Source organism: Acutalibacter sp. LFL-21, assembly GCF_025630755.1.
In the GTDB taxonomy this organism is placed as follows: Bacteria; Bacillota; Clostridia; order Oscillospirales; family Acutalibacteraceae; genus Acutalibacter; species Acutalibacter stercoravium.
On sequence record NZ_JAOTNT010000004.1, the window covers coordinates 256,671 to 283,285 of the forward strand.

Here is a 26,615-nt window from a genome sequence, read left to right on the forward strand (position 1 = left end):
GGGAACCCAATGGCAAAGAAAAAACTTTTCGGCAGCCGCAAATCCACGGCTGCGGCAGCTGCGCAGCGCATGGTGCTGGGCGGCCTTCCCCAGGAGGAAGAAGAGTTGATGCAAAGCCCTGTGCGCATGGTGGTACAGAGCTTTCTGCACGACAAGGTGGCCATGACGGGCCTTGTCCTGTTCCTGGTAATTTTCCTGTGCTGTATCGTCCTTCCCTTCTTTTACCCCATTGAACTGCACTATCAGGATGTGACCCAGTCCAATGTGGCGCCGGGCTTCGGCATGCTGAAGGTGCCCAGCCAGCTGCAGGGCAACGCCAAGATGATTTCCGCTGGCAGCACCTTCTCCGTAGCTATCGACGAGAACGGAAATGTGTACGAGTGGGGCACCTTCCCCACAGAGAAGCTGAAGAACATCCCCTCCTCTTCGGAGATGGGCAAGCTGACCCAGATCTCCGCCGGCCTGGACCATGTGCTGGCCGTAAACGAAGAGGGCAAGATCTTCACTTGGGGCAACGACCGCATGGGCCTGGCCAATGTGCCCGTGGAGCTGGAAGCGGCCCCCCAGCCCATCAAGCAGATTTCCGCCGGTTACCAGATCTCTCTGGTCCTGACGGAAAGCGGGCGCCTGTATAACTGGGGCAGCGCCTATCTGATGAACATTTCCGTCCCCAGCGAGGTACAGGGCAACATTGCCAAATTTGATGACAACACCAACATTGTCATGGCCTTGACCAACGACGGCGAAGTGGTGCCCCTTTCCAACAAGGCCTCTTCCTTCACCAATGTGCCTGAAGACATTCAGGGGGACGTGGTGGACATTGCCCTGACCGACGAGAGCGCCGCCGCCCTCACCAGCGACGGGCGGGTGCACACCTGGGGCAACAACGTAAACCACTCCATGGACGTGCCCGAGGACATCCAGGGCCGGGTGACAGCCCTCTCTGCGGGGCGCTACCACTACACCGCCATTTTGGATGACGGCACGGTGGCCTCTTGGGGGGACAACACCTTTGGCCAGGACCAGGCCCCCCATCTGAACGGCAAAGCCGCCTCTGTTTCCGCTGGATACTACAGCAGCTACGCGATTATGGAGGACGGCAGCGCCAAGGGCTGGGGCCTGGACGGCTACCTGATGGGCACCGACAATCTGGGCCGCGATGTGTTCCGCCGCCTGATTGTGGGCGGGCGCATGACCATGACCGTGGGCGCCATCGCCGTGATTATCTCCACCTTTATCGGCGTGATTGTGGGCGGCGTCTCTGGATATAAAGGCGGCAAGCTGGACAACCTGCTGATGCGCTTGACGGAGATCGTCTCCTCTGTCCCCTTCCTTCCCTTCTGTATCATTCTTTCCAGCATTTTGGGGAATTCCATCTCTGAGATGCAGCGGATTATCCTCATCATGTTCATTCTGGGCCTGCTCTCCTGGCCGGGCATTGCCCGGCTGGTGCGCGGCAGCGTGCTGGCAGAGCGGGAGCAGGAGTTTGTCACTGCAGCCAAAGCCCTGGGCGTGAAGGAATTTGGCATCATTTTCCGGCACATCCTGCCCAACATCATCACAGTCATCATTGTCAACGCCACCCTGGACTTTGCCACCTGCATGCTGACAGAGTCTTCCCTGTCCTTTATTGGGTTTGGCGTGGCAGAGCCCAACGCCACCTGGGGCAACATGCTCAACGGCGCCCAGAACGGGCAGGTCATTGAGAACTACTGGTGGCGGTGGGTGTTCCCGTCCATCGCGCTGGGCATCTGCACCATCAGCATCAACTGCGTGGGCGACGGCCTGCGTGATGCCATCGACCCCAAATCGAAAGAGAGGTGAGCGCTGTGAGCTTATTGGAAGTGAAGAACCTACACACCTATTTTAAGACCAAGAAGGGCATCGTCAAGGCTGTTAACGACGTGACCTATTCCCTGGACGCCGGAAAAACCCTGGGCATTGTGGGGGAATCCGGCTCTGGCAAAAGCGTTTCCGCCATGAGCATCATCAAGCTGCTGGACGGAAACGGCTATATTGAAAGCGGAAGCATCACCTTTGACGGCAAGGACATTTTGCAGTGCACGGACAAAGAGATGTACCACATCCGGGGCAATGAGATCTCTGTAATTTTCCAGGAGCCCATGACCTCTCTGAACCCGGTGTTCACCGTGGAGCGGCAGATTGGCGAGACCCTGCAGATCCACCAGAACATGACCAAAAAGGAAGCCAGGAAGAAGGCTGTGGACCTGCTGGCCGATGTGAAGATCCCCAACCCAGAGCGGGTTGCCAAGCAGTATCCGTTCCAGCTCTCCGGCGGCATGCGCCAGCGTGTGATGATCGCCATGGCGCTGGCCTGCAAGCCCAAGCTGCTGATCGCGGACGAACCCACCACCGCCCTGGATGTGACCATCCAGGCTCAGATTCTGAAGCTGATGAACGACTTGAAGGCCCAGATGGGCACCTCGATCCTGTTCATCACCCACGACCTGGGGGTCATCCACGAGATGGCCGACGAGGTGGCCGTGATGTACTGCGGGCAAATTGTGGAAAAGGCGCCGGCGCGGACCATCTTCCACGACGGCACCTACTCCCACCCCTACACCGAGGGCCTGATGACCTCGATTCCCCAGCTGAACACCCCAAAGGGGGAAAAGCTGGACGCGATTCCCGGCTCTGTACCCAACCCCCTGTACCTGCCCCAGGGCTGCAAATTCGGCCCCCGGTGCAAGTACTGCACCAAGCGCTGCGAGGAGGCGGAGCCTCCCCTGCAGGAGGTGGAGCCCGGCCATGTGGTACGTTGTTTCTATGCGGAAAAGGCGGTGAGAAAAGAACATGGCGAATGAGATGAAAACACAGGCAACCGTGGAACGGGACGCCGCCCAGCCCGTGGTGGATGGGAAGAAGGTGCTTCTGCGCCTGCGGGATGTAAAGCAGTACTTTCCTGTAAAGAAAACCAAGCTGCGGGAAAAACAGCGCTATGTGCGGGCCAACGACGGCATCTCCCTGGATATCTTCGAGGGAGAGACCCTGGGCCTGGTGGGCGAGTCCGGCTGCGGCAAGTCCACCCTGGGACGGACCATTTTACAGCTGTACCCCCAAAGCCACGGGGACATTCTGTTTTACAAGGACGGGAAGGCCATCGACTTAAAGAAGCTCTCCTATGAGGAGATGCGGGTGCTGCGCAAGGACCTGCAGCTGATTTTCCAGGACCCCTACTCCTCCCTGAACCCTCGGATGACCGTGGGGCAGATTATTGGAGAGGGGCTGACCTCCCATGGGATCTTCAAGCGGGGAGACCCGGCCATGAAGGAGTACATCATGAAGGTGATGGAGGACTGCGGGCTTGCCAGCTACATGTTCAACCGGTATCCCCACCAGTTCTCCGGCGGCCAGCGCCAGCGCATTGGCATTGCCCGCAGCCTTGCCCTCTCCCCCAAGTTTGTGGTGTGTGACGAGGCCGTCTCCGCTCTGGATGTTTCCATCCAGTCCCAGATCTTAAACCTGCTCTCTGAGCTGCGCGAAAAGGCGGGTTTGACCTATCTGTTCATCACCCACGACTTAAGCGTGGTAAAGTACATCAGCGACCGCATCTGTGTGATGTACCTGGGCAACATGGTGGAGTTGGCGGAATCGGAAGATCTGTTTGCCCACACCTATCATCCCTATACCGAGGCTTTGCTCTCTGCCATTCCCACCACGGAAGAGGACAATGGCGGGCGGGAGCGCATCCTGCTGGAGGGGGATATCCCCAGCCCTGTAAACCCGCCCAGCGGCTGCAAATTCCACACCCGGTGCCGCTATTGCCAAGAAAAGTGCAAGAATGAGGTCCCCGAGTGGAGAGACATGGGCAACCACCACTATGTGGCCTGCCACTTCCCGCTGGATTCAAAGAAGGGTTGACGCCTATGTTCTTTCGCAAAAAGGTCAACCGGCTGGTGGATATTAAGAAAGCGGAGGAACGCTTTCAAAAAGACGTGGAGAAAACGCCCTTGGAAAAGAAGGACCGGCTTGCCATGATTCTGGCGGCGCTGATCGTCTTTGTGCCAGCGTTCCTGCTGGTGCTGGCAGTTTTCGGCCTGATCTTGTATTTCTTCTTCTTCCGGTTTCTGTAATATTGACACACGCTTTCCTTTTGTAGAAAGGCCCCCAGCAGTTTTGCTGGGGGCCTTTCTTGCGCCTGTCGGGGCTTTCCTCCGAAAAAGGGGAGGTGCTGCGTATGCGCAGCACCTCCCCTCCCCAAATAGAGCTATGGGCAATTACATTTTATAGATGGCCTCGGGAGACAGAATCTCAAAGCCGTTGGCGTGCAGGGCCTCGGCGGCCTTCTGGCCGTTGTCCAGCCGGATGATGACGAAGGCCTTGCCCTTATCCCGGCTGATGAAAGCGTACATGTACTCCACATCAAAGCCCTCGTTGGAGAGCAGCCGCACCGCCTTGGAGAAGGCGCCGGGCTTGTCGTCAATGCCCACCGCGATCACCTTGGTGAGGGTGACGGTCATGCCGTGGGCCTTCAGGGCCTCCACGGCCTCCTTGGGCTTGTCCACGATGACACGCAGGATGCCGAAGTCCCGGGTGTCCGCCACGGAAATGGCGCGGATGTCGATGTTGGCCTCTGCCAGCACCTCGGTGACCTCCGCCATGCGGCCGGGCTTGTTCTCGATAAACACAGAAAGCTGTTGGATCTGCATACAGTCACGTCCTCTCCTGAAGATAGCCCCCTGGCGGGGCAATTATTTCTAGTTCTATTATAGCAGAGGAAACCACGTTTGTCGATACGGGTTTTCCGCGCAGGCCCCAGGTTTTTCCCCCGCGCCGCTTACAACTCCCCTGCCCCCAGGCTGGAAGAACCCTTACGGGGACAGGCCCGGAAGCAGGAAGTTCTCTTTTCCAACACACAGCGTTCCCCGCTTTACTTCGCCCTCCTCCAGCGGCCGGTGCGGTACTCGAAAAAGCTGATGAGGTAGTTCACCAGCCAGCCTACGGGCACAGCCATCCACACGAACTGGATGCCGAACCGGGGGGCCAGGGTCACTGCCAGCACCACCCGCAGGCCCAGGTTCACCAGATTCGCCACGGTAAAGAGGGGCATGTCCCCGGCGCCCCGCAGCACGCCGTCGGAGATCATCTTCAAGCCGATGAGCACATAGAACCAGCCCATGAACCGGGTGCAGGCCATACCCGTCTCAAAGGCCACCGCAGAGCCCCCGTCCTCCATGAACAGGGAGATCAGCGGCCGGGCCAGCAGCTGCACCACCAGGCAGAGCGCCGCCGCGATGGCGAACACGATGCCGTAGCTGGCCCGGTAGCCGGCCTTGACCCGCTCTGGCTGGCCCGCGCCCAGATTTTGGGCCGTGTAAGAGGAGATGGCGTTGCCCATGGCGCTCATGGGCACGATGCACACGCTCTCGATGCGCATGGCCGCCGAGTAGCCCGCCAGCATTTGAGAGCCGAAGCTGTTCACCACGGACTGGACCAGCATCATGCCGATGGACACGGTGGACTGCTGCAAAATGGAGGGCAGGGCCACCTTCGCCATGTTTTTCAGCTCTGCCACATCGAAAAGGCGGCCGGAAAGGCTGCCCGGATAGGCTCTCAGCTCCTTCAAAAAAATGCAGAAGGACAGCACCGCGGAAATGCCCTGGGCGATGAGGGTAGCCCAGGCCGCCCCCGCCACGCCCATTTGCAGAGGGCCCACCATGTAGATATCCAGGGCCACGTTGAGCACGGAGGAGAAAATGAGCAGGTACAGGGGGATGCGGGACCGCCCCAGGGCGTTGAACATGGAGGACAGCACGTTGTACATGAACAGGAAGGGCAGGCCCAAGAAGTAGATGTTCAAGTAAGTGGTGGCGTCGTCCAAAATGTTTTCCGGGGTGCGCAGCAGCACCATGATCTGGCGGCTGAGAGAGAGCCCCACCCCGCCCAGCAGGAGGCTGATGCCGAGGAAGGAAAGCAGCGCCGTAGAGACCGAACGCTTCATGCGGGCATACTCCCGGCTTCCAAAGGTCCGGCTGGTGATAACCGAAGCCCCCACTCCCCCGCCGATGGCGATAGAGATGAACACGTTGGTCAGGGAGTAAGAGGCGCCCACTGCCGCCAGAGCGTCCTCTCCCACCAGGCGGCCCACAATGGCGGAGTCCCCCATGGTGTACACCTGCTGGAAGAAGTTGCCCAGCATCATGGGCAGCGCAAAAACCAACAGCGCCGCGGCGGGACGTTTGCGTATCAGGTATTCTTTTTCCATTCCTTGCGTTCCTTCCCAGCCCCTGCACGGCGCAGGGTCTTATTGATTCTTTGAGAGCAACCGTATCATTATACCTGAGAAGAAGGCTTCCGTCAAACAGGGGCTCACAGCTTGCGCCGGTCGATAACGCGCTTGGCCTTGCCCTCGCTGCGCTCGATGGACTTGGGCTCTAAGAGGGTGATCTTAGCGGCGATGTTCAAGGTGGAGTGGAGGGCATCCGCAATGGTGCGCTCCACCCGCTCCAGGCTGCGGACCGTGTCGGAGAACATGCTTTCGTTCATCTCCACCTGCACTTCCAGGGTGTCCAGGTTGTTCTTTCGGTCCACGATCATGCGGTAGTTGGGGTCCATGCCCAAATCCAGCAGCACGCTCTCGATCTGGGAGGGGAACACATTGATGCCCCGGATGATGAGCATGTCATCGGTGCGGCCCTTGGGCTTGGTCATCCGCACGGTGGTGCGGCCGCAGGCGCATCTCTCATGGGTGAGGGAGCAGATATCCCGGGTGCGGTAGCGGATGAGGGGCAGGGCCTCTTTGCCGATGCAGGTGAACACCAGCTCCCCTTCTTCCCCATCGGGCAGCTGTTCGCCGGTGACGGGGTCGATGATCTCCGGGTAGAAGAAGTCCTCTTGGACGTGCATGCCCGCCTGTTCCTCGCACTCGCAGGAGACGCCGGGGCCCGCGATCTCCGAAAGGCCGTAGATGTCGAAAGCCCGGATGGCCAGGGCCTTTTCAATCTCCCGGCGCATCTCCTCGGTCCAGGGCTCCGCACCGAAGATGCCAATGCGCAGCCGCAGGCTCTTGGGGTCGATGCCCTTTTCCCGCACTGTCTCGCCGATGTACATGGCATAGCTGGGGGTGCAGGCCAGGATGTCGGAGCCGTAATCCTGCAGAATCTGCACCTGGCGGCTGGTGTTGCCGGAGGAGACGGGGATGACGGTGGCGCCCATCTTCTCGGCGCCGTCGTGCAGCCCCAGGCCGCCGGTGAACAGGCCGTAGCCATAAGAGACGTGGATAAAGTCCTCGTGGGTGCCGCCGCAGCCCACAATGGCCCGTGCCGCGCTGCGGGCCCAGATATCCAGGTCGTTCTGGGTGTAGGCCACCACGGTCTGCTTGCCCGTGGTGCCCGAAGAGGCGTGAACCCGGGCCAGGTCATCCCGGGGGACGGCGATCAGGCCGAAGGGATAGGTGTCCCGCAGGTCCTGCTTGGTGGTGAAGGGCAGCTTGGTAAGGTCATCGATGGAGCGGATATCCTCGGGCTTCAGGCCCATCTCGTCGAACCGCTTTTTGTACAGGGGCACATGGTCATAGCAGCGCTTAACCATCTCCGCCAGCCGCTGGGACTGGATCTCCCGCAGGGTCTCCCGGGAGGCGCACTCAATTTCGGGCTCATAATAGTTTGGCATAGGTGAACTGTTCCTTTCTCTGCTGTATTTCACTCCGGGGAAAGCCCCGGCGGCTTTTACAAAAAAGGCAGGCTTGCGCCTGCCCGGCAGCTTTAGGCCTGCCAGCCCAATTCAAAAGCCTTCCTGTTCATTTCCAAGAACTTGGGCGGAACGCAGCGCTCCACAGCGGAGAGCCACGCCTCCTTTTCCCCGCCCAGGCGCTGTGCCATGGCGCCGATGAGCACCACGTTGACCGCCTTCTGGGAGCCAGCCTCTTCCGCCAGTTTCAGGGCGTCCACCGCCAGGACGTTGACGCCCTTTTCCTCCATTTCAGAGAGCAGGCCCTGGGGATACTCTTTTTCCCCGGTAACCACGGGCATGGGGTCGATCTTCTGGGTGCTGGTGACCACAGTGCCCCCCTCTTTCAGATAGGGAAGGAACCGGGCGGCTTCCAGCTGCTCGAAGGCCAGGACGATATCAGCCTCGCCTGTTTCGATGATGGGGGAATAGACCTTGTCCCCATAGCGGACATAGGTGACGACGGAGCCGCCCCGCTGGCTCATGCCGTGGACCTCGCTGACCTTTACGTCATAGCCCTGGTCCATCATGGCGTCGCCCAAAATGCGGCTGGCAAGCAGGGTGCCCTGCCCGCCCACGCCGACGATCATAACGCTTTTGTTCATAAATATCACCTTCGGTGTTGAAATGGTAGTTTGAAAAAGAGTGACCGCGAAGCGGCGTGAAAGTTCTTTAGGCGGGTTTCTTTCAAGAAAACCGCGACCTTATCAAAGCAAAGCGAAGCTTTGCAAAAAGAGCGCAGGGCCACCTGCCGCATGGCACGAAGTGCATAGACCAAGGCCCGGACGACCTGCACAAGTTCGGCCCCGGGCAACAGGGGACATCCGGGAATTTTCTGTGCCAATGAGAGGGTCTTCTGCAAACCATCCGCTTCCGGGGCTATCTGCTGCGCAGCGTGCGCCCCGTTCGCTGGTTTTCTTTCTCCGGCTGCGCCGGGTAAGACCTTGGGGTTTCACCCCTTCTCACTTGCCAGTTCGGTCAGCGCAGGACGTTTGCCACTGGCAAACTGCGCCCCTGAAAAACTTTTTGAAAAAAGTTTTATCAAAAACTTTTACGCGCCTTCGGCGTTTTTAGCCGATGGCCCCCTTGGGGCACAGGCCCTTACACACGCCGCAGCCCACGCATTGGGTGCCGTCGATGACAGCCTTGCCCTCCCGGTAGCTGATGGCCGGGCAGCCGATGCCCAAGCAGGCCTTGCAGCCGATGCACTTGTCCTGGTCCACAGAAAGGGGCGGGTTGTACTTGACGTATTTCAGCAGGGCGCAGGGGCGGCGGCTGATGATCACCGAGGGCTCCTCGGCGGCCAGCTCCTCCTTCAGCACCCGGGTGACTTCCTTCAGATCATAGGGGTCCACCACGGCGACGCGGTGGATGCCGATGGCGTGGCACAGGGCTTCCAGGTCCACGGCGGTGGCGGGCTCGCCCTTGATGTTGTAGCCGGTGGTGGGGTTTTGCTGGTGGCCGGTCATGCCGGTGATGGAGTTGTCCAGCACGATGACCACGGAGTTGGAACGGTTATAGGCGATGTCGATGAGGCTGGTGATGCCGGAGTGGGCAAAGGTGGAGTCGCCGATAACCGCCACGCTCTTTTTCTCCCCTTCCGCTCCCCGGGCTTTGTTGTAGCCGTGGAGGGCGGACACGGAGGCGCCCATACAGATACAGGAATCCATGGCGCCCAGGGGAGCGCTGGCCCCCAGAGTATAGCAGCCGATGTCTCCGCTGACGTAGACCTTCTCCCGCTTTAAGGCGTAGAACACGCCCCGGTGGGGACATCCGCAGCACATGACCGGCGGCCGCACAGGAATCTCCGCCTCCAGGGAGAGGGACCTCTCCTCCTCCCCTGTGAGGAGCTTCTTGATGAGCTTCTGAGAGAACTCTCCGCAGCGGGGGAACAGCGCCTTGCCGGTGACTTCCACCCCCAGGGCCTTGCAATGGGTCTCGATGAAGTCGTCCAACTCCTCCACCACATAGACCTTCTCGCACTTGGCGGCAAAGTCCCGGATGAGCTGTTCGGGAAGGGGCCACACCAGGCCCAGCTTCAAGTAGTTGACTGTGTCCCCCATGGCCTCTTTCACATACTGGTAGGGGGTGCCCGCGGCGATGACGCCGATCTTCGCGCCGTTGTCCTCGATTTTATTCAAAGAAGTGGTCTCCGCATAGGCCACCAGCGTGCGGGTGCGGGCCTCCACCTTCTCGTGCTTGGGCCGGGCAAAGGCGGGCAGCATGACGTTTTTGGCGGGGTCCTTTTTATACTCCTTCAAGGGCAGCTCTTTCCGCTCCCCATCCTCCACGATGGAGCGGGAATGGGCGATGCGGGTGGTCAGCCGCAGGATGACCGGGGTGTCGAACTGCTCGGAGAGCTCGTAGGCCAGCTTGGTAAAGTCCCGGCATTCCTTGGAGTCGGCGGGCTCCACCATGGGGACCTTGGCGGCCCGGGCATAGTTGCGGGAGTCCTGCTCGTTCTGGGAGGAGTGCATGCCGGGGTCGTCGGCCACGGCCAGCACCATGCCGCCGTTTACGCCGATATAGCTCATGGTGAACAGGGGGTCGGCCGCCACGTTCAGGCCCACATGCTTCATGGCGCAGAAGGACCGGGCCCCGCCGATGGAGGCGCCGCAGGCGGTCTCGGTGGCCACCTTTTCATTGGGGGCCCACTCGCAGTAGATTTCGGGGTATTTCACAGCGGCCTCGGTGATCTCGGTGCTGGGGGTGCCGGGATAGGCGGACACCACCCGCACACCGGCCTCATACAGGCCGCGGGCAACGGCTTCGTTGCCCAGGTAGAGATGTTTCATGAAAGATCTTCCTCTCCAGTAGATACTATAAAAATGGAATACATCCGCGAAGCGGCATGAAAGTTTCGTCCACCTTTTCAAAGGTGGTGGGGGTGCGGGGGCAAAGCCCCTGCGGCCTTTTTAGCGTAAGCAAGCGCAGGAAAGGGAGCAAAAACAATCCGGTGGATTGTTTTTGCTGGGAGGTCTCGGCTGCCGCCTCGGTCAGCGCTGAACGGTGCCCACTGGGCACCAGCGCCCCTCGCCGGGCAGTTCTCCCGGGCGAATCTCCGATTCGCAGAGGCCTTCCACAAGCCAGCCTGAAACCCGCTCCAAGCGCCCGCTGCCCTTTGGCGGAAGCGACAGCGGTGTTTCAACCGCAGGGCTGGGCGGTGTTTCAAAGCGCAGTGCCTCCGCTCCCGCTCCCGGGGCTACCGCCCGTTGGGCGTATGCGCCCCGCTCGCTGCACTTTTCCATCGGCTGCGCCGGGTAAGGTCAAGGTCGTGGAGCGCTGCTCCACACCTCGCAAACTTTTGAAAAAGTTTGATCAAAACTTTTACGCCGCTTCGCGGTTTGGCTCTGCTTTTATTCTTCCGGCTGATTGCGCAGGTCCAGCACCCGCTTGGCCTTGCCCTGGAAGCGCTCCAGGCTCTTGGGGGACACCAGGGTCACCTTGGTCTCCAGCCCCAGCACGCTCTTCAACCGGTCGTGGATCTTATGCTGCAGGGACTGCAGTTCTCCAAAACTTTCCAATAGGGAGCCGTCGATAAGTTCCACCTTGACCTCCAGGGTATCCAGGTAGTTCTTCTTGCGCACCACCAGCTGGTAGTGGGGCCCCACGTTCTCCATGCCCACCAGCACGCTCTCGATCTGGCTGGGGAACACGTTGACCCCCTTGATGATGAGCATATCGTCGGTGCGGCCCATCACCTTTTCCATGCGCACATGGGTGCGGCCGCAGGCGCAGGGCTCGTAATTCAGGCGGGTGATGTCCTTGGTGCGGTAGCGCAGCACCGGCATGCCCTGGCGGGTCAGGGTGGTGACCACCAGCTCGCCGGCCTCGCCGGGGGCCTTCTGCTCCAGGGTGTCCTGGTCGATAATCTCCGGCAGGAAGGCGTCCTCGGCAAAGTGGAGGCCGCAGCGGAGATGGCACTCTCCAGAGACGCCCGGGCCGGTGAGCTCCGTCATGCCGTAGTTATCCGTGACGGTGACGCCCAGGTTCTCCTCGATGCGCTGGCGCATTTCCTCGGTGCAGCCCTCGCTTCCCAAAATGCCGTACTTCAAGCTGGAATAGGCCTCCTTGGGATAGGGACTCTCCCGGACCAGCTCCCCCAGGTACAAGGCATAGCTGGGAGTGGCCACCAGGCCGGTGACGCCGAAATCCCGCAGCATCATCAGCTGCTTCTGGGAATTGCCCGAGGAGGCCGGAATGACCGTGGCGCCCACCTTCTCCAGGCCAAAGTGCAGGCCCAGAGCGCCGGTGAACAGGCCGTAGCCAAAGGAGATCTGGATGATATCCTCGTCTGTGACGCCTGAGGCCGTGACAATGCGGGCCACGAAATCCGACCAGTTCTCAATGTCCTCTTTGGTATAAGCCCCCACCGTGGGCTTGCCCGTGGTGCCCGAAGAGGCGTGGATGCGGACGATGTCCTTCATGGGAACAGCCAGCATGCCGAAGGGGTAGTTGTCCCGGATGTCATCCTTGGTGGTGAAGGGGATGTACTGCACATCCGACAGGACCTTGATCTTGTCCCCGCTGGTGATGCCCGCCGCCCCCAGGCGCTCGTGGTAAAAGGGCACGTTATTGTAGCAGTAATCCACCATGCGGCGCAGGCGCTCCAGCTGGAGCGCTTCGATATCCGGGCGCCTCATGGTCTCGATGTCTTTTTGGAAAAACCTTGCTTCCATGGCCTTGCAAACCTTCTTTCCAGGCTGCAGCCCCTTGCTGAAAGGAGTTTTCTTCCCGCAGCTTCAAGCTGGTAAATCGAGAAAGCAGCCTTAGCTCATTTTACCGTAAATCCGCAGGATTTGCAATAGTTTTTCGACACGCTTCCATTTTTTCCCCCAGCCAGGGCAGGTGGCACTCGAATTTAGGGCCAAAGCGGTGATCCGCGCACTTTTCGTGAGTGGTTTCGATGGTGCGCCAGGTAAACTCGGTGGCGGTTTCGCAAGCGGCGTTCAGGGACATGCCGTTCAAAAGCCCGCCCAGCAAAGCGGAGGCGAACAGATCCCCGGTGCCGTGGTAGAACCCCTCGATGCGGTCGGTGAGATACAGCTCTGCCTCGCCGGTGGCGGCGTCGTAACAGGCGGTGCCCAGACTGCCCTCCTTCAGCCACACCCCTGTAAGGACAGCCATACGGGGCCCCAGGGCGCACAGCCCTTTCAGGATGCCCTCGATCTGCTGCCGGGTGTAAGGGCCCGGGTCGTACTCCCGCTCCAGCAGGTGATGGGCCTCTGTCATGTTGGGCACCACAATATCCGCCCTGCCGCACAAGCGGGCCATGCCGCTGGCCATTTCAGGGGTGTAAGTTTTGTAGAGCTTTCCCCCGTCCCCCATCACCGGGTCCACCATGATGAGGGTGTTTTCCTCCCGGAACCAGTCGAAGATCTGCTCCACCAGGCCGATCTGCCCGGCGCTGCCCAAAAAGCCGCTGTAAAGGGACTGGAACCGGCAGCCAATCCCCTTCCAGTGCTCCGCCATGGGCAGCAGGTCATCGGTCAGGTCCCGGTAGGTGAAGCCGGTAAAGCCGCCGGTATGGGTGGACAGCACCGCTGTGGGCAGCACGCTGGTCTCCACCCCGCAGCAGGAGAGCACCGGCAGGGCCACGGTTAAGGAACACTTGCCCACCCCGGAGATATCGTGGATGGCAAGGCAGCTCATCTCTTTATATTCCATTGGATATCACGCTTTCTAAAAGGATTGTTGGCTGGGATTAGTGTAGTACAGTTGGCGGGGAATGTCAAACCCGCCAAAGCATTGAACAGCGGGGCCTCCGGCGGCTCTTCCCTCTGACAAGCCGACTCGGCAAACAAAACAAAAAAACGTTTTATTTTCTCCAAAAAATATTTGAAACCATGCGCAACCAAAGAGAGTTTTATGGTATTCTTATAGGTGAAAGGACAGGGAGAAGCCCTGTTCCCCCTGGGGCGGAAGGACCCCGTTTGCAAAGGAGGTAAGAAACGTATGAAAAAGAAAGCCTTGAAACAAATCGTCAGCCTGCTGCTGGGTGTGCTGCTTCTGCTGGGGTGCGCCCTGCCCGCGGGGGCCTTGACCCTGGACCTGGAAAAAACCTACACCGACGTGAAACGGACGGACTGGTTTTACAACGACGTGTACTGGGCCACCATCACGGGAACTATGAGCGGCACGGGCGCCGCCTTTGAGCCAAACGCCCCCATGACCCGGGCCATGCTGGTGACCACCCTGTACAACCGGGCGTCCCCCACGGAGCTGGATTTCAAGAGCAGCCGCTTCCAGGACGTAGAGGCGGATGTATGGTACACCGCTCCCATTGAGTGGGCGGCAAGCCGGGGCATTGTCAGCGGCACGGGCCAGGGAGGCTTCACCTTTGACACCCCCACCCTGGAGACCTTCTCCCCTGCCGCCCCTGTCACCCGGCAGGACGCGGCGGTGATCCTGTACCAATACGCCCAGCTGCTGGGCGCGGACACGGAAACCACCACCTATCCGCTGAACAGCTTCCCGGACGGGTGGGACACCTCCCTTTACGCCCGTGACGCTATGGCATGGGCCGTTGCCCAGGGAATTTTCAAGGGCAGCGATGGGAAGCTCCTGCCGGGGGAGCCATTGACCCGTGCCCAGGCGGCTGCGGTACTCCACAAATTTGCCAATGAGCTCTATTCGCAGGACATGGATGAGACCGCGCTGGGAGAGGCCCCTGTCCACCCGGTGCCGGACGCGGGATACCTGTTGGGAGACATCATCTACCGCTACCGCATCCCAGAGGTGGAGCTGCCCGGTGTGGACACCGCCCAGATGAACCAGGAGATTCAAAATGCCTACGGGCAGCTGTACGAGGACGCCATTGCCAGCATGGAGCAGGGGATTGCCCCCATGGTGGACGAGATCGGCTACTTCTGGAACGTGCGGAAATACGGGGACAAGATCCTCTCCCTGGTGACCTGGGAGCGCTCTAACGAGACGAATTACCGCTTCCGAGTGTGGAACATCAGCATGGAGACAGGCCAGCAGTGGAACACCGGCGAAGCGGTGCTGGAGCTTTCTGAGGACTCTTTAGAGGGCTACGAGTTGGCCGCCCAAGAAGCCTTGGACGCCGCCTTTGACAAGTGGTTGGAGTTCCGAGGCCTGACGGACGAGGGGCTGGTGGAAGAGCTGCGCCAACAGACCCTCTCCCCGGAGAATCTCTCCCTGGAGGGCGTGCCGCTGTTCTTCGGCACGGACGGCCAGCTGTGGATGGCCGGGTGCGTCTGGCACGACCTGGACTCCCAGCGGCGGTTTGTGTGCCTGCCCCTGGGGGACCTCGCCCGGTTTTGGGACCGCTAAGCGCGCCGGGCATCCGCGCGGCGAAAATAAAGGGGAACATAGATTTTTAAGTAGAGAGAAGGCAGAGAGGGCCGCTGGGAAACCGGCGGCCCTTTTTCTGCCAAAACAAGGGATTTACAAACCCCGCAGAAAATGGTAAACTAATTAGTAATTATCGGCTTTTGGATGAAACCGGCCGGAAAGGATGGCGCATCACGATGAAGGGCTATAATGACAAGCGGCGCAAGCTGTTCATCCGCATCACGGCAACAGTGCTGGCCGTGCTGATGGTGGCCACGGTGTTCTCTGTGCTGCTGTTCCGGTAAGAGAGCGTTCGTTTTGGTTCAATGAATTTTCGCCGCCCCGGCGGCATGGAGGGTAATTTAGAATGAGCAACAAGGGAAAGTATTATCTCACAACAGCCATTGCCTACACGTCCGGCAAGCCCCACATCGGCAACGTGTACGAGATTGTGCTGGCGGACGCCATCGCCCGCTTTAAGCGCATGGAGGGCTATGACGTGTTCTTTCAGACCGGCACCGACGAGCACGGCCAGAAAAACGAGCTGAAGGCCGAAGCCGAGGGCGTGACCCCCAAGGAGTTCGTGGACAAAGTGGCGGCCATCATCAAGGAGCAGTTCGATTTGATGAACGTGTCCTACGACCACTTCATCCGCACCACCGACGATTACCACGAGAAAGAGGTGCAGAAGATCTTCAAGTACCTCTACGACAAGGGGGATATCTACAAGGGCGCTTACGAAGGCCTGTACTGCACCCCCTGCGAGAGCTTCTGGACTGAGAGCCAGCTCATCGACGGCAAGTGCCCCGACTGCGGCCGGGAGGTCCACCCCGCCAAGGAGGAGGCCTATTTCTTCAAGATGAGCAAGTACGCCCCCCGGCTGATTGAGTATATCAACCAGCACCCGGAGTTCATCCAGCCCGTGGCCCGGAAGAACGAGATGATGAACAACTTCCTGCTGCCCGGTTTGCAGGATTTGTGCGTCTCCCGCACCAGCTTTAAATGGGGCATCCCGGTGGAGTTCGACCCCAAGCACGTGGTGTACGTCTGGCTGGACGCGCTGACCAACTACATCACCGGCATCGGCTACCACTGCGGCGGGGAGTCAACCGAGCAATTTGGGAAACTGTGGCCCGCAGACCTGCACCTAATCGGCAAGGACATCATCCGGTTCCACACCATCTACTGGCCCATCTTCCTGATGGCCCTGGATCTGCCCCTGCCCAAGCAGGTGTTCGGCCACCCCTGGCTGCTGATGAACGGGGGCAAGATGAGCAAATCTAAGGGGAATATCATTTACGCCGACGACCTGGTGAACATGTTCGGCGTGGACGCGGTGCGGTACTTCCTCTTGCACGAGATGCCCTATGACAACGACGGCAACCTGACCTGGGAGCTGGTGTGCGAGCGGACCAACTCTGACCTGGCCAACGTGCTGGGCAACCTGGTGAACCGCACTGTCTCCATGAGCAACAAGTACTTTGGCGGCGTTGTGACCGGCACCGGCGTCACCGAGGCCGTGGACCAGGACCTGAAGGCTGTGGCCGCCGCCTGCCGGGACAAGGTGGCGGAAAAGATGGCCAGCCTGCGGGTGGCCGACGCCATCACGGAGATCTTCGCCCTGTTTAAGCGCTGCAACAAGTATATCGACGAGACCATGCCCTGGGCCCTGGCCAAGGACGAGGAAAAGAAACCCCGGCTGGCCCAGGTGCTCTACAACCTGGTGGACTGCATCACTTTGGGGGCCAGCCTGCTGAAGGCCTTTATGCCGGAGACGGCAGAGAAGATCCTGGCCCAGCTCAACGCCCAAGCACGGGATTGGGAGGATTTGGATAAGACCGGCCTGTACCCCAGCGGCGGCAAAGTGACGGACAAGCCGGAAATCCTCTTTGCCCGGCTGGACGTGGACGAGGTGATGGAAAAGGTCACCGCCATGGAGGAGGCTGCCGCCAAAGCCCAGCTGCCCGCCATCGAGGTGGAGCCCCAGCTGGAGGAAAAGGTGGACTTTGACACCTTCTGCAAGTGCGATTTCCGGGCCGTGAAGGTGAAGGCCTGCGAGGCGGTAAAGAAGAGCCAGAAGCTGCTGCGGTTCACCCTGGACGACGGCACCGGCGTGGACCGGCAGATCCTCTCGGGCATCCACAAGTGGTACGAGCCGGAGGACCTGATCGGCAAGACGCTGGTGGCCATTGTGAACCTGCCCCCCCGGAAGATGATGGGCCTGGAGAGCTGCGGCATGCTGATCTCCGCGGTTCACACGGAAAGGGGCGAGGAGGCCCTGCACCTGCTGATGGTGGACGACTCCATCCCTGCCGGGGCCAAGCTGTGCTAAGTCCGTGACCGGACGGGACAAGACGCGGGACGGACGCTTAGGCGTCCGGGAACAGTGGGCGCCGTCAGCTTCCGGACGCGGAATATAGCCCGCGTGTTCTGCGGGAAAACGTTTCCGGCACGGGCGGGTGGAACGAGCCGCCGCGCGGCATGGCGGCTTCAAGTCCGTGACCGGACGGGACAGGACGCGGGACGGACGCTTGGGCGTCCGGGAATGGCGGGCACTGTCAGCTTCCGGACGCGGAATATAGCCCGCGTGTTCTGCGGGAAAAGTTTTCCGGCACAGGCGGGCAGAGCGAGCCGCCGCACGGCATGGTGGCTTCAAGTCCGTGACCGGACGGGACAAGACGCGGGACGGGCGCTTGGGCGCCCGGGAACAGCGGGCACCGTCAGCTTCCGGACGCGGAATATAGCCCGCGTGTTCTGCGGGAAAACTTTTCCGGCACAGGTGGGCAAAGCGAGCCGCCGCGACTTGCTCTCCGCAGAAGCGCGGAACATTTGCCACGGGTAAACTGTACCCCTAAAACCTTTCCGCCGCGCGGTATGGCGGCTTCAACGAGGTGATTTTTTGCGCAATATTTTCGATTCTCACGCCCACTATAACAGCCGCCAGTTCGACAGCGACCGGGAACAGCTGCTGGGCTGGACCCTGCAGGAAAAAGGAGTGGTGGGCATTGTGAACATGGGCTCGGATTTGGAGAGCTGCTACGCCACCCTGGAGCTGACCCGCCGGTACGACTATATCTGGGGCGGGGTGGGCATCCATCCGGAGGACGCCCTGGACCTGCCGGAGGACTGGCTGGGGCAAATCCAGGAGATGCTGAAAGAGCCCAAGATTGTGGCGGTGGGCGAAATCGGCCTGGACTATCACTGGCTGGACGCCTGCCCCAAGGACCGGCAGCAGGAGGTGTTCGCCACCCAGCTGGAGCTGGCCCGAGAGCTGGCTTTGCCCGTGGCCGTCCATGACCGGGAGGCCCACGCCGACACGTTGGAATTCCTCAAAAAGTACAAGCCTGCCGGGGTGGTGCACTGCTTCTCTGGCAGCTGGGAGACCGCCCGGGAGATTTTAGACCTGGGTATGTACATCGGCCTAGGTGGCGTGGTCACCTTTAAAAATGCCAGGCACGCGGTGGAAGTGGCTAGAAACATCCCCCTGGAGCGGCTTGTGCTGGAGACCGACGCCCCTTACATGGCGCCTGTCCCCTATCGGGGCAAGCGGAACGACTCCTCCCTCATTGCCTTTGTGGCGGAAAAAATTGGGGAGCTGCGGGGTATGGAGGCCCAGGCGGTGCTGGACGTCACCGCGGAAAACACCCGGCGGCTGTTCAACCTGGGGTAACGGACGGGGCTTCTCCCCGGAAAGGAAGTAATGACATGGAACAGAACAAGTACGGCGCTCCGGTGGCCTACGAGTACGGCAGGAACCTGTATATCAATGTGACAAACCAGTGCTGCAATGCCTGTGACTTCTGCCTGCGGCAGAACAGCCCCGGCAGCCTGTACGCGGACAACCTCTGGTATCAGGGGGGCGAACCCACTAAGGAGGAAATGTGGGAGGACTTGGAGCGCCGGGACCTGAACCGCTATAACGAGGTGGTGTTCTGCGGCTACGGCGAACCCGCCTGCCGGTGGGATGACATGATGTGGCTGTGCCGGAAGATCAAAGAGAAGGGCTCTCACTTTATCCGCATCAATACCAACGGCCTGGCCAACCTTATCACGGGCCGGAATGTGGCCGAGGAGATGGACGGCCTGGTGGACGCGGTCTCCGTCAGCCTGAACGCCAGCGACGCGGAAAAGTATGAGGCCATCTGCCACAGCCAATTTGGGCTGGATGCTTTCCCCGCTATTTTGAAATTTACGGCGGGGGCGGTGTTCAACGTGCCCCATGTGCGCATGACGGTGGTGAGCACCATGCCCAAGGAGGAGATCGACGCCTGCAAACAGGTGTGCGAGCGCCTGGGGGCGGATTTCTTCGTGCGGGAATACATCGAAAAGTGAAAGGAGCCCCGCAGGGCCCCTTTCCGGGAGACAAAAAGGGAGACGCCGGCTGGCGCCTCCCTTTTCTATGCTGTGGGGAGCCGCTGGTTACAGCGGCAGATACCCCACTTTTTTCATCACTTTCTGAAGGGTCTTGCGGGCGATGCGCTCCGCTTTGGGGGCGTTGTCCCGGTAACACTGCTCCAGGTAAGCCTTGTCCCCCGCCAGCTGGCGGAACCGTTCTTGGATGGGGCGCAGCTCTTCAATGACGGCCTCGGCCACGGCGGGCTTGAAATCCCCATAGCCCTTGCCGGAAAACTCCGCCTCGATCTCCTCCATGCTCTTGCCGGTGATGGTGGAGTAAATGGCCATCAGGTTGCTGACGCCGGGCTTGTTCTCCAGGTCGTAGCGGACCAGGGCCTCCGAGTCGGTGACGGCCCGCTTGAACTTGCGCAGGACGGTGTCTGGGTCGTCCAGCACGGTAATGAAAGAGTTGACGTTCTCATCGGACTTGGACATCTTCTTGGTGGGGTCTTGCAGGGACATGACGCGGGCGCCGTGCTTGGGGATGATGGGTTCCGGCACGGTAAAGGTGGGGCTGTACAGGCCATTGAAGCGCTCGGCGATGTTGCGGGTCAGCTCCAGGTGCTGTTTCTGGTCCGCGCCCACGGGGACGTAGTCCGCCTGGTACAGCAGGATGTCCGCGGCCATCAGGCAGGGATAGGTGAACAGGCCGGCGTTGATGTTGTCCGCGTGTTTTTGGGATTTATCCTTGAACTGGGTCATGCGGGAGAGCTCCCCAAACTGGGTGTAGCAGTTCAAAATCCAGGCCAGCTGGGAGTGCTCCGGCACCTGGCTCTGGATGAAAAAGATGCTCTTCTCCAGGTCGATGCCCATGGCCAGCAGCATGGCGTAGCCATCCAGCACGTTTTTCCGCAGGGCTGCGGGCTCCTGCCGGACGGTGATGGCGTGCAGGTCCGCCAGGCCGTAAACGCACTCGTACGCATCCTGCAGGCCCACGAAATTCTTCAGGGCCCCCAGGTAGTTGCCCAGGGTGAAGGTGCCCGTGGGCTGGATTAGGCTGAGGACCCGTTTTTTCTGCTGTGTTTCCATTGTGATTCTCTCCTTACTTGGTCATTTCTTCATAGGTCTCCGCCAAGAGCCGGATCCCCTCTGTCAGCTGCTCGTCCGTGGGGGTGGAGAAGTTGACGCGGAAGGACTGGCAGGGCTCGCTCTCGTCGGTGAGGAACGCGGTGCCCGGCACCACGCACACCTTGTGCTCTGTGGCCTTCTTGACAAACTCCAGCATATCCACCCCATCGGGCAGGGTGCACCAGGCGAACAAGCCGCCCTCAAAGTGGCTCCAGGTGATGCCCAGGGGCTGGAAGTACCGCTCCATGGCCTCCAGCAGGATGGAGCTCTTCCGGCGGTAGATAGCCCGCAGGTTTTCCAGGTGGGCCTCATAGTCATACTCGGTCATAATGCGGTGGCAGACGATCTGGGCCCACATGTTGGAGTGGACGTCCTCGCCCTGCTTGCACACCACCATCTTTTGCAGGACCTCCTTGGGGCCGATGGCATAGCCCACCCGCATGCCGGGGGAGATCACCTTGGAGAAGGAACCGGCGTAGACCACCACGCCCTCGGTATCTAAGGACTTGATGGAGGGCACGTCCTCCCCGGCAAAGCGCAAATCCCCGTAGGGGTTGTCCTCCAAGATGATGACGTTGTGCTCCCGGCACAGCTCATAGACTTTCTTGCGTTTCTCCAGGCTCATGGTGATGCCGGAGGGGTTTTGGAAGTTGGGGATGGTGTACAGGTATTTCACATTCTTTTCCCTGTTCAGGGCCTCTTCCAGCTTCTGGGTGTCGATGCCGTCTTCCTCCATAGGGATGCCCACCAGCTTGGCCCGGTAGGAGCGGAAGGTATTCAAAGAACCGATGAAGCTGGGGGCCTCGCACAGGACGGTGTCCCCTTCGTTCAACAGGGTCTTGGTCAGCAGGTCCATCACCTGCTGGGCGCCGCTGGTGATGAGGATATCGTCATTCTGGGTGCCCACATGGTGCTTCTGCTCCATATAGGAGAGCAGGTGCTGGCGCAGGGGGGTATACCCCTCTGTGACGCCGTACTGCAGGGCGTCGATGGGGGTGTTCTGCAGCAGCTCCTGGGAAATCTTCTGCACAGCCTCATAGGGGAAGGCGTCCGGGGCGGGGTTGCCCGCGGACAGGGGGATGACGCTGGGGTCGGAGGAGTTTTTCAAAATCTCCCGGATGGCGGAGGGTTTAAGGCTCTTCACACGCTCTGAAAACTGATATTCCATGCTTGCTCCACTCACTTTCTTCATTTTTGGGATTGCGGCAACAAAAAAAGCCCCCTCCCGCCTTGCTTCCAAGGATTGGGACAGGACTTTGCCTGCGGTGCCACCCACATTTGGCAAAGGGGGTTCCCCCTTGCCCACTCTTTTCCTTAACGCGGAACACGTCGGGCCATACAGGGGCACAAAGCCCGTTCCAGCCCGCCCTCACGGGGTCCATTGGCGCCGGGCCGCCTGCCGCTTTCCACCAAACGCGGCTCTCTGAACAAGGCGGTTCCCTGCGTTACTTGTTCCCGCTCTGCGGTTTCTCCACAAATTTTCTCTATTATACTCCCCTTGGGAGCAAAAGTCAAACGGAAGATCCCTTTGCCGAAACAGGAACTAAATTTACATAAGACGTTGCCATAATCTTTTTTGCACAAAACTTCGCCACCAGCCTCCCCCAAGGGCCCGCAAGCTCTGAAAACCCGCCGTCTCTTTAGAAAAGTGACAGAAACGCCCTTCCTGGAAGCGACAGGAAAATTTCCTGAGAAAGGGTATAATCCTTTCACAAGCCGCATAGTCGGTTTCCATAATTTTATCAATGAGGCGGTGTTTTTGGTGGAAGAGACGAGAGTACGGAAAATTTGGCTGCGGGCCCAGGAGGTGCTGGATTCGCCCTATACCCGCAAGGCCCTGATCCTTGCTGGCAGCTTTGCAGGCAGCCTGCTTTGCTCCCGTGGGCTGGTATTTGGAAAATATGCCCCCTTTGGCGTGGCGGCGGCAGCCAGCGTTCCCCGGGGCGGTATGTGGGCCGCGGTGCTGGGCGCGTTTTTGGGGTATCTCATGCCCTCTCCGGCGTATATTCCCATACGCTACGCGGCAGCGCTGCTGGCTGCAGCTGCCATCCGCTGGGCCCTGTCCGAGCTGAAAGGCGTAACCGCCCACCCACTGTTCGCTCCGGCTGTGACCCTGCTGCCCTTGCTCCTCACAGGGATGACAATGGTGCTTTTAAACGGCTCTCTCTCCTACACAGCCGCGCTGTATGTGGCAGAGTCCTTCTTAGGAGCGGGATGCGCCTACTTTTTGCGGCGGACAAGCAACCTTCTTTTAGGGCTTACGGGCGATGGCCGGGGACGTTCCAGCGGCCTCTATGAAAGCGGTGATGTGGCAGCGGCGACGGTTACTGCCGGGGTGGTGGCCCTTTCCTTTTCCAGCGTCACCTTTGGGGGCGTGTCCCTGGGGCGTATTCTGATGGTGCTGATGGTGCTCACCTGCGCCCGCTTGGGGGGCATTGGCGGAGGGGCGGTGGCTGGCATCACCGCCGGGGCCATTCAGGGCCTCTCCACAGCGGGGCTCTCTTACCTCTCCGGGGCCTACGGCCTGGGCGGCCTGATGGCCGGGGTGTTCTCCCCCATGGGGAAGGTAGCCGGCGCTGTGGCGTTCATCCTCTCTCACGGCATCGCCTCCATGCAGGTGGGGGCGGAGTCTCAGGAGACCATCCTGCGAGGAGCCATTGAGGTGGGGGCCGCCACCATTCTCTACATGGCCCTGCCTCGCAGCCAGCGGCTCTCTCAGCTGTTCGGCGTGCGGAAGGACACCCTCAGCGGCGGGGCCCTGCGGGGGAACATTGTCATGCGGCTGCGCCATACGGCGGAAGCCCTTTCCCAAGTGCACACCTCTGTGGAGGAGATCTCCCAAAAACTTTCGGCTGTTTGTGCCCCCAGCCTGCAGGGCGTCTACGACCGCGCAGTGGAAGCGGTGTGCGCGGGTTGCAGCGCCAGAGGGGCCTGCTGGCGCAAGCACCGGGAGGAGACACTGGAGAACTTCTCCCAGCTCACCTCTTGCTTAAAGGAGAAAGGCCGGGTTGACACCCTGGACTTTACCAAGGAGTTCTCTGACCGGTGCGGCCGGATGGGCGAAATGCGGGATGAGATCAACAAAAGCTATGGGAGGTATCTGCTGAAGGAGGCCGCCCAGCTGCGGGCCGCCCAGGTGCGTGAGGTGGTGGAGGACCACTTCCAGACCACTGCCGATATTTTGGAGGAGATGGCCGGGGAGTTCTCCCAATACCAGAGCTTTGACGAGGAGGCCGCTGCCCGGGTGGCGGACATTCTGCGGGAGAACGGCATCGAGCCACTGGAAGTGTGCTGCCGCCTGGACCGCTTCGGCCGGATGACCATTGAAGCAGAGGTGGGCCGGGAGCACCAGCGGCGGATGAACCGCGCTCAGTTCACCCGGGAGATCAGCGCCGCCTGCGGCCGGGTGTTCTCGCCCCCCTGCATCAGCAATGGGGAGGAGTCCTGCCGGCTGCAGATGTGCCAGCGCCCAGCCTATGAGGTGGCCCGGGGCTTCTCTCAGTACAGCGCCAAAAACGGGGCCTTCTGCGGGGACTGCGCCAGCGTTTTTGCGGATGGCTGCGGGCGGCTCGTCGCAGTGCTCAGCGACGGCATGGGCACCGGGGGCCGGGCTGCGGTGGACGGGGCCATGACCTGTGCTATGGCGGAGAGCCTGCTGAAAGCGGGCATCGGGTTCGACCCCATGCTGCAAACCGTGAATTCCGCCTTGATCGCCAAAAGCGGCGATGAGTCCCTGGCCACCCTGGACATCGCCTGCATTGACCTATTCACCGGCAAAGGAGAGTTTCGCAAGGCAGGGGCAGCCTGCAGCCTGCTGCGCAGGGGCCGCCGGGTAGAGGTGGTAGAGGCCTCCAGCGTGCCGGTGGGCATCATGCCGCAGGTGGAATTTGCCGCCTACAGCCGGGAGCTCGCCCCGGGGGACGTGGTGGTGCTGCTCTCTGACGGAGTGACCGCCTGCGGCCAGGAATGGCTGGAGGACCTGGTGCTCCACTGGGACGAGGAGGAAAACCCCAACCTGCTGGCCCAGCGCATCACCGGCGAAGCCCGTAAGCGCCGCAGCGACGGCCACGAGGATGACATCACCGCCCTGGTGCTGGTGCTGAAATGACCGCACAAAAAAGGACATCCAAGCCAAGGCTGGATGTCCTTTTCTGCTGGCGCCCTTAGGGCTTATCCCCTTTTGGGGTCCTCATAGGTCAGAGCCTGGCCGCTGTCCCCCAGCCCGGCGGTGGTGGGGTCGGTTACGGCGGTCCACACGCTCACAAGGATGGACACCACAATAACCGGGTTGAGGACTGCCCGGTACAGGGCGCCCCCCAGTGCGGCCCAGGAGGTCATGTCCTCCCACTGCAGGCCCAGGCCCACCAAAATGGGGCTGAGCACCGCCGCCGCTGCCTGGGCCCAGAACACCGGGTTTTTCAAACGCACCCTCCAGTTGATTTTCATACCCTTCCTCCTTGTCTTTGTTCCAATAAGGAGAGGCGGTTCTCGCACCGGCACAGCCGTTGGTCCTGGCCATCCATGCGCTGGGAGAGCCGCCTCTCCGTCTTTTCCTCCCGGCTGCGGGCCCGTTCATCCTCCTGCTCCAGTTTGTCCAACCGTACCAGGACGTGCTCTAAAATGGCGGAGAGCCGGGAAATGGTGTCGTTGAGCTTGACGATGGGCCCGGCCACCGCTGCCACCAGCCCCGCCACCACAGAGAGGGCTGTTACTACAGTCCACTCGTTCACAGGGCCGCCCTCCTTCCCACAGACACAAAGGGAGAGGCTCCCCCATCCCCCTGGGCGGGGGCGGAGCGGCCGCGGGTGTAGTAGGCGATGCCCAAGCTCATCACACAGTCATCATGAGCCCCCTCCTGGGCCTCTGGGCGGCCGTTCTCGTTGCGCACAAAGGTGAGCATCTCGTTCAAGGTGTCCCGGTCATTGAGCCACTCCAGGTGCTCCCGCACCACCTCCACCAGCCCGGCGATGACCAGCGGACGGGTGACGCTGCTGGTCTTGAAGCCGTAGCTCTGGCGGATGCGGTGGGTGAAGCTGTCCTCTGCCTGGCGCACATACTGGCGGGGATAGCGCAGCCGCTCCAGCTCCCGGATGGGATAGCTGGAGAAATTGGCCTCAATGGAGACCAGCGCCGTGTGGTAGTGCTTCCCCAGGCAATAGAGCTGCTTGGCGAAGAGATCCTCGTCCATCTGCCCCCGGATGGTGCACACCTGCTGGCCGGTGATGTGGTCGATGACCTGTCCCACGTTGAAGTCCGAGCCCTCCCCGGCGGTGTCCGCGCCAATGACGTAAGCGCCCCCTGGGGCGGGCTCTTGGTAGATCTGGATGGGGCCCGTGTCCATCTCCACCCAGCGGATAGTGCTGTCATCAATTAAAACCTCGTTGGCCTCGGGGCTGTACCAGGTGGCAAAGGTGAATTCCCCCCGCTTCACCGGCCCGGTGAGCTGGGAAAACCGCTCCGACACCTTTTGGGCGTCGAAGATGGTCTGGCCCAGCACGCCCCACTCTCCCAGGCAGTACACAGAGTAGTAATAGGGGTCCGTGTCCTTATAGCCCTCCAGGGTGCGCTTGTAGTCCTCGTCCAGGAACTGGTTGTCCTTATAGGTGGATTTCAGTACCAGCGCCCGGGGATCTTTCCTGTCGAAAAACCGCAGTTTTAACCAGTGGAGCACCGACACCGGGTTGAAGGTGAGCACCATCTGCTTGTGGGCGCCCTTGCCCCGCAGGCGCACGTCCAGCTGGTTGAAGTCCTCCTCCAGGATCTCGGAGGCCTCCTCGATCCAGATGTCCGTCAGTTCCCCTTTGGGGAAGGTGATGGACTTGAGCTTCTCCGTGTCATCCAGCCCCTTGAAGATGACACTGTTTCCGTTGGCGCAGCTGATGCGCAGGTCGGAGTCCTTGCAGGAGAACAGCTCCGACAGCCCCCATTTGGAGATCACCTGGCGGAACAGGGCGTAGGTGGAGTCCCGGTTGGTGGCCGCCACCGCCCGCACCACCAGGATGTTGCACAGGGGCAGCGTCAGCAGCCGGTACAAAAACCGCTGCACCGCGAACACGCTTTTCCCACTGCCCGCCCCGCCGTATAGGATTAGGTAGCGGTGGGTGTTGTCCGTCAAATAGGGGCGGAACAGGGGGTTAAAGGCCCCCCGCGGAATGGTCACTTGCATA

Annotated in this window: 21 protein-coding genes and 1 other annotated feature; of the genes, 9 read left to right on the forward strand and 12 right to left on the reverse strand. The window is 60.6% G+C overall.

What is annotated here, in order from left to right; all coding sequences use genetic code 11:
- The first annotated feature begins 9 nt into the window (after positions 1-9).
- Genes ODJ80_RS06810 through ODJ80_RS06825 form a run of 4 tightly spaced genes read left to right on the forward strand, consistent with a single transcriptional unit; the run spans position 10 to position 4,094 of the window.
- Positions 10-1,824 carry an ABC transporter permease subunit gene (locus ODJ80_RS06810; protein ID WP_263041470.1) on the forward strand — a complete coding sequence of 605 codons (1,815 nt, stop codon included), beginning with the start codon at positions 10-12 and terminating at the stop codon, positions 1,822-1,824.
- A 5-nt stretch (positions 1,825-1,829) separates the two neighbouring features.
- On the forward strand, positions 1,830-2,825 hold the full coding sequence (locus ODJ80_RS06815) for an ABC transporter ATP-binding protein (RefSeq protein ID WP_263041471.1): 996 nt from the start codon (positions 1,830-1,832) through the stop codon (positions 2,823-2,825).
- Positions 2,815-3,882 (forward strand): ABC transporter ATP-binding protein, encoded by a 1,068-nt coding sequence (locus ODJ80_RS06820; RefSeq protein WP_442863901.1) that lies wholly within the window; start codon positions 2,815-2,817, stop codon positions 3,880-3,882. Before ODJ80_RS06815 ends, ODJ80_RS06820 begins: the two co-directional genes overlap by 11 nt.
- 5 nt (positions 3,883-3,887) lie before the next feature.
- Positions 3,888-4,094, forward strand: coding sequence for a hypothetical protein (locus tag ODJ80_RS06825; protein WP_263041472.1), 207 nt, complete (start codon positions 3,888-3,890; stop codon positions 4,092-4,094).
- A gap of 144 nt (positions 4,095-4,238) precedes the next feature.
- On the opposite strand, the gene ODJ80_RS06830 is transcribed toward ODJ80_RS06825, so the two are convergent.
- The 7 genes from ODJ80_RS06830 to ODJ80_RS06860 form a co-directional block, all read right to left on the reverse strand.
- The gene (locus tag ODJ80_RS06830; RefSeq protein WP_178864717.1) at positions 4,239-4,670 is read right to left on the reverse strand and encodes an ACT domain-containing protein; all 432 of its coding nucleotides are present in this window, start codon (positions 4,668-4,670) and stop codon (positions 4,239-4,241) included.
- 221 nt (positions 4,671-4,891) lie between these two features.
- Positions 4,892-6,226, reverse strand: a complete 1,335-nt coding sequence (locus tag ODJ80_RS06835) for an MATE family efflux transporter (protein WP_263041473.1) — start codon at positions 6,224-6,226, stop codon at positions 4,892-4,894.
- Positions 6,227-6,330: 104 nt separating this feature from the next.
- A complete protein-coding gene (locus ODJ80_RS06840; RefSeq protein ID WP_263041474.1) occupies positions 6,331-7,632 on the reverse strand; it encodes a phenylacetate--CoA ligase family protein in 1,302 nt (433 codons plus the stop codon).
- Positions 7,633-7,724: 92 nt separating this feature from the next.
- Entirely contained in the window at positions 7,725-8,294 is a 570-nt protein-coding gene (locus ODJ80_RS06845) for an indolepyruvate oxidoreductase subunit beta (RefSeq protein WP_263041475.1), read from the reverse strand.
- A gap of 465 nt (positions 8,295-8,759) precedes the next feature.
- Entirely contained in the window at positions 8,760-10,484 is a 1,725-nt protein-coding gene (gene iorA / locus ODJ80_RS06850) for an indolepyruvate ferredoxin oxidoreductase subunit alpha (RefSeq protein WP_263041476.1), read from the reverse strand.
- A gap of 561 nt (positions 10,485-11,045) precedes the next feature.
- Positions 11,046-12,368, reverse strand: coding sequence for a phenylacetate--CoA ligase family protein (locus ODJ80_RS06855; protein WP_263041477.1), 1,323 nt, complete (start codon positions 12,366-12,368; stop codon positions 11,046-11,048).
- 100 nt (positions 12,369-12,468) lie between these two features.
- Positions 12,469-13,356 carry a pyridoxamine kinase gene (locus ODJ80_RS06860; protein ID WP_263041478.1) on the reverse strand — a complete coding sequence of 296 codons (888 nt, stop codon included), beginning with the start codon at positions 13,354-13,356 and terminating at the stop codon, positions 12,469-12,471.
- A 288-nt stretch (positions 13,357-13,644) separates the two neighbouring features.
- Between ODJ80_RS06860 and ODJ80_RS06865 the strand changes: the two genes are divergently transcribed.
- The 4 genes from ODJ80_RS06865 (at position 13,645) to ODJ80_RS06880 (ending at position 19,317) form a co-directional block, all read left to right on the forward strand.
- On the forward strand, positions 13,645-14,985 hold the full coding sequence (locus ODJ80_RS06865) for an S-layer homology domain-containing protein (protein WP_263041479.1): 1,341 nt from the start codon (positions 13,645-13,647) through the stop codon (positions 14,983-14,985).
- Positions 14,986-15,352: 367 nt separating this feature from the next.
- The gene (gene metG / locus ODJ80_RS06870; RefSeq protein ID WP_263041480.1) at positions 15,353-17,317 is read left to right on the forward strand and encodes a methionine--tRNA ligase; all 1,965 of its coding nucleotides are present in this window, start codon (positions 15,353-15,355) and stop codon (positions 17,315-17,317) included.
- A 567-nt stretch (positions 17,318-17,884) separates the two neighbouring features.
- Entirely contained in the window at positions 17,885-18,655 is a 771-nt protein-coding gene (locus tag ODJ80_RS06875) for a TatD family hydrolase (protein ID WP_263041481.1), read from the forward strand.
- Positions 18,656-18,690: 35 nt separating this feature from the next.
- The gene (locus ODJ80_RS06880; protein WP_263041482.1) at positions 18,691-19,317 is read left to right on the forward strand and encodes a TatD family nuclease-associated radical SAM protein; all 627 of its coding nucleotides are present in this window, start codon (positions 18,691-18,693) and stop codon (positions 19,315-19,317) included.
- Between the two features lie 87 nt (positions 19,318-19,404).
- Here the strand turns inward: ODJ80_RS06880 and trpS are convergent, their stop codons facing one another.
- Both trpS and ODJ80_RS06890 read right to left on the reverse strand, forming a co-directional pair.
- Positions 19,405-20,409: a tryptophan--tRNA ligase gene (gene trpS / locus ODJ80_RS06885; protein WP_263041483.1), complete on the reverse strand. Its 1,005-nt coding sequence runs from the start codon at positions 20,407-20,409 to the stop codon at positions 19,405-19,407.
- Positions 20,410-20,422: 13 nt separating this feature from the next.
- The gene (locus ODJ80_RS06890) at positions 20,423-21,616 is read right to left on the reverse strand and encodes an aminotransferase-like domain-containing protein (RefSeq protein WP_263041484.1); all 1,194 of its coding nucleotides are present in this window, start codon (positions 21,614-21,616) and stop codon (positions 20,423-20,425) included.
- Positions 21,617-21,689: 73 nt separating this feature from the next.
- Positions 21,690-21,920 (reverse strand) — a binding site (T-box leader).
- Between the two features lie 290 nt (positions 21,921-22,210).
- Between ODJ80_RS06890 and ODJ80_RS06895 the strand changes: the two genes are divergently transcribed.
- On the forward strand, positions 22,211-24,556 hold the full coding sequence (locus ODJ80_RS06895) for a PP2C family protein-serine/threonine phosphatase (RefSeq protein WP_263041485.1): 2,346 nt from the start codon (positions 22,211-22,213) through the stop codon (positions 24,554-24,556).
- 62 nt (positions 24,557-24,618) lie between these two features.
- Here ODJ80_RS06895 and ODJ80_RS06900 read toward each other — a convergent pair whose 3' ends face one another.
- From ODJ80_RS06900 to ODJ80_RS06910, 3 genes are read right to left on the reverse strand one after another with little or no spacing between them, the layout of a single operon-like run.
- Complete coding sequence (locus tag ODJ80_RS06900) at positions 24,619-24,894, reverse strand: phage holin (RefSeq protein ID WP_263041486.1); 276 nt, start codon at positions 24,892-24,894, stop codon at positions 24,619-24,621.
- Complete coding sequence (locus ODJ80_RS06905; protein WP_263041487.1) at positions 24,891-25,178, reverse strand: hypothetical protein; 288 nt, start codon at positions 25,176-25,178, stop codon at positions 24,891-24,893. Before ODJ80_RS06905 ends, ODJ80_RS06900 begins: the two co-directional genes overlap by 4 nt.
- On the reverse strand, positions 25,175-26,614 hold the full coding sequence (locus tag ODJ80_RS06910; RefSeq protein WP_263041488.1) for a PBSX family phage terminase large subunit: 1,440 nt from the start codon (positions 26,612-26,614) through the stop codon (positions 25,175-25,177). Before ODJ80_RS06910 ends, ODJ80_RS06905 begins: the two co-directional genes overlap by 4 nt.
- Position 26,615 lies beyond the last annotated feature (1 nt).